This is a genomic window from Streptomyces sp. NPDC056527 (assembly GCF_042794475.1).
Classification (GTDB): Bacteria; Actinomycetota; Actinomycetes; order Streptomycetales; family Streptomycetaceae; genus Streptomyces.
Genome location: NZ_JBHTTQ010000221.1, coordinates 1 through 3,051 on the forward strand (window position 1 = coordinate 1; position 3,051 = coordinate 3,051).

General features: G+C 70.8%; 4 protein-coding genes and 2 tRNA genes. 3 read left to right on the top strand and 3 right to left on the bottom strand.

Annotated elements, in window-relative coordinates; all coding sequences use genetic code 11:
• Positions 1-149: 149 nt before the first annotated feature.
• Positions 150-222, top strand: a tRNA-Lys gene (locus ACFQ7Q_RS37955).
• A 63-nt stretch (positions 223-285) separates the two neighbouring features.
• On the opposite strand, the gene ACFQ7Q_RS37960 is transcribed toward ACFQ7Q_RS37955, so the two are convergent.
• The 3 genes from ACFQ7Q_RS37960 to sigJ all read right to left on the bottom strand — a co-directional run bounded on the left by ACFQ7Q_RS37960 (position 286) and on the right by sigJ (position 2,226).
• On the bottom strand, positions 286-498 hold the full coding sequence (locus ACFQ7Q_RS37960) for a DUF4287 domain-containing protein (RefSeq protein WP_383563784.1): 213 nt from the start codon (positions 496-498) through the stop codon (positions 286-288).
• 68 nt (positions 499-566) lie between these two features.
• Positions 567-1,229, bottom strand: coding sequence for a DUF998 domain-containing protein (locus ACFQ7Q_RS37965; protein WP_383563786.1), 663 nt, complete (start codon positions 1,227-1,229; stop codon positions 567-569).
• 106 nt (positions 1,230-1,335) lie between these two features.
• Positions 1,336-2,226 carry an RNA polymerase sigma factor SigJ gene (gene sigJ / locus ACFQ7Q_RS37970; RefSeq protein ID WP_383563789.1) on the bottom strand — a complete coding sequence of 297 codons (891 nt, stop codon included), beginning with the start codon at positions 2,224-2,226 and terminating at the stop codon, positions 1,336-1,338.
• Between the two features lie 197 nt (positions 2,227-2,423).
• Here sigJ and ACFQ7Q_RS37975 point away from each other — a divergent pair, with 197 nt between their 5' ends.
• On the top strand, positions 2,424-2,903 hold the full coding sequence (locus ACFQ7Q_RS37975; protein ID WP_383563792.1) for a rhodanese-like domain-containing protein: 480 nt from the start codon (positions 2,424-2,426) through the stop codon (positions 2,901-2,903).
• A 61-nt stretch (positions 2,904-2,964) separates the two neighbouring features.
• Positions 2,965-3,038: transfer RNA gene (locus ACFQ7Q_RS37980), tRNA-Met, on the top strand.
• Positions 3,039-3,051 lie beyond the last annotated feature (13 nt).

Here is a 3,051-nt window from a genome sequence, read left to right on the forward strand (position 1 = left end):
TGACCTTAAGCTCTGGGCCCGTACGACACCTGGGTGTCGTACGGGCCCTTCTCGCTTGAACGGACTCGAATGTGCCGCCGGGGCCGCCGTGTCGGATACCCGATCGGTTCCGGGGATCTATGCGGCTATGCTCGGGGGTGATGTGCCGAGGGCCGTTAGCTCAATTGGCAGAGCAGCGGACTTTTAATCCGTTGGTTGTGGGTTCGAGTCCCACACGGCCTACATCCACGAAAGCGCCCCACCCGGCTCCGGCCGGGCGGGGCGCTTTCGCGTTTCCGTGCGCGGCTACTTGCCGCTGTCCTCGGCGAGGGTGTGGGCGACCAGGGCGTTGGCGTGGCCGTGGCCCAGGCCGTGTTCGGACTTGAGCCAGGAGACGAGTTCCATGTGCTTGGTCAGTGGAGAGGAGCGGATGAGGGTCTTCCACTCGGAGATCGGGCGGCCGTACTTCTTCTCGATCGAGGGGAAGTAGGCGGCAGGGCCCTTCACGGCGTCGGTCATGTCGATGTCCCGTCTCGGCAGTTGATGATCTTGGTCGTTTCGATGATGGCCGGAGCCCCGCGGTCCGGCTAGTCGGTTCGCGTGCCCGGGGTCAGACGGGCCGTCACCGCGGTCAGCCACAGGAGGCCGAGGCCCGCTCCGGTGGTGAAGGCCAGGACGGAGGCGGCGGAGCCCGCGAAGCCGGCGAGGACGGCGACGGGTGCGAGGCGCGAGGCCAGGGCCCAGCCGCGCCGGCCGCGGGCGGCGAGCGGGCGGGCCAGGACGAGGAACGCGGCGCACAGCGCGAGGTAGCCGATCATCCCGCCGGCCATGTGGGCCGTGCCGTGCCCGCTCATCGCGGGAACCGCATCGGGGGCACCGACCGGGAAGCCCGCCCCGGCGTCGGCCGGGAAGACCGCCGCGGCCAGGAACGAGGCGCCGAACACGCCCACCAGGACCGGGCCCCAGCTCCCGCCCCGCTCTCTTCGCAGCGCCAGGCGCAACCCGATCGCTCCTGCGATCACCAGGGCGCCGACGAGCAGGAAGTTCACGGTCTGGATCCACCCCAGGTCGCCGAGCGCGAGCTGGCTGATCGCGTTCCGGCCGAAGCCGAAGCCCTCACGCGAGAGCCCCTGGGCGACCCCCACGCCGAGGAAGAGCGGGCCCGCCGCCATGCCGGCGACGAGCAGGGCCCTCGTCGCGGGACGCGGAACGACCACGGACTGGTGCGGGGTGCTGAGCGTGTGGGTCATGACGCGCCTTCCTCGTCTCGGAGTAGTCGCGTGTATGACCGACCTCGCGGGGTGAACTCATCGATGCGCGGTGTGTGGTGGGTCACACTCTCGCGCCCGCCGGCGCTCAGCCCTCCAGCGCCGGCACTCCCAGCGCCACCAGGCGCTCCGGGTCGAAGATGATCTGGATCCCCACGATGCGCTCGTCGACGATCGTGAAGGACATGAGCCCGGCCGCCCGGCCGTCCACGTAGGAGACGATGCCCGGGGCGCCGTTGACCAGCACATCGCGGTACGCGCGGCGGAAGCGGGCGAAGGTGAGCGCCTGCTCGACGACCGCCTCGGCGCCGCGGATGAGCCGTGAGGCCGCCGCGAGGACCTTTCCGCCGTCCGCCCGCAGGACCACGTCCGGGTCGAGGACCGCGAGCAGACCCTCGAAGTCGCCGCCCTGGGAGGCCGCCATGAAGGCGTCGACGACCTCGCGCTGCCGGGTGAGGTCGGGCGCCGGGGCCGGCGCTGCGCTCTGGACGCGCCGACGGGCCCGGCTGGCGAGCTGGCGCGTCGCCGCGGGCGTGCGGTCCACGATCGGGGCGATCTCGTCGAAGGAGACCGCGAACATGTCGTGCAGGACGAAGGCGAGCCGCTCGGCCGGACCCAGCGTCTCCAGGACCACGAGCAGTGCGAGCCCCACCGAGTCGGTGAGCAGCGCCTCCTCCTCGGGGTCACGGGCGGTGCCCTCCGCGCCGCGGACCAGCGGATCGGGGACGTAGTACTCCAGCGGGTCCTCCCGGCGGGAGGACCGCGAGCGCAGCATGTCGAGGCAGACCCGTCCGACGACCGTCGTCAGCCAGCCGCTGAGGTTCCGCACCTCGCTGACGTCGGAGCGGCCGAGCTTGATCCACGCTTCCTGGACGGCGTCCTCGGCCTCGCTCAGCGACCCCAGCATCCGGTACGCGACCGCCTTCAGATGGGTGCGGTCGGCCTGGAAGCGCTCGGCCAGGAGGTCCTTCTCGTCCATCGGTGTCTCCCTCGTCGATGCCCGTCGTCGAGATGACGGACGGCGGCCGTGAAACGTGACAGGTGAACCCCGCGTCCGTCCGCTGCGTGAGATCCCCTGTCGTCCCCCGCCGAACGCCCGGATTTCCCCGGCCGATCGGTCTCAGCGCCGGGGATTGCCACTTCAGTGCCGTGATCTTCGACCGTAGATTTTCACGCATGACGACAACCGCGCAGGTCAACGCCGTACTTCGTACCCCGCCCGCCTCTCCCGAGGCCGCGGCCGCCTACTTCTCCGCCAGCCTCGCCTTCCACGCCGACGTCTCCGATGTCGCGAGCGCCCTCGCCGCCGACGGCGACGCCGGCTTCGTGGTCGTCGACTCCCGCTCCACCGCGTCCTGGGACCAGGGGCACGTGCCCGGCGCGATCCACCTGCCGACCGCGCTCATCGCCGAGCAGGCCGAGCAGCTGCTCGACCGGTCCGTGCCGGTGGTCACGTACTGCTGGGGTCCCGGTTGCAACGGCGCGACGCGCGCCGCGCTCGCCCTGGCACAGCTGGGCTACCAGGTGAAGGAGATGCTCGGCGGCTTCGAGTACTGGGTCCGCGAGGGCTTCCCGTACGAGACGTGGGAGGGCCCCGAGAAGAAGGACGCGGACCCGCTGACGGCCCCGGTCGACGCCGAGGACTGCGGCTGCTGAGCCGTGCCGGGAGAACCGATTAGGGGATCGGCCCGCCATGCCGTAAGGTCATATTCACCGACGCGGGGTGGAGCAGCTCGGTAGCTCGCTGGGCTCATAACCCAGAGGTCGCAGGTTCAAATCCTGTCCCCGCTACTCAGTAGCAAAC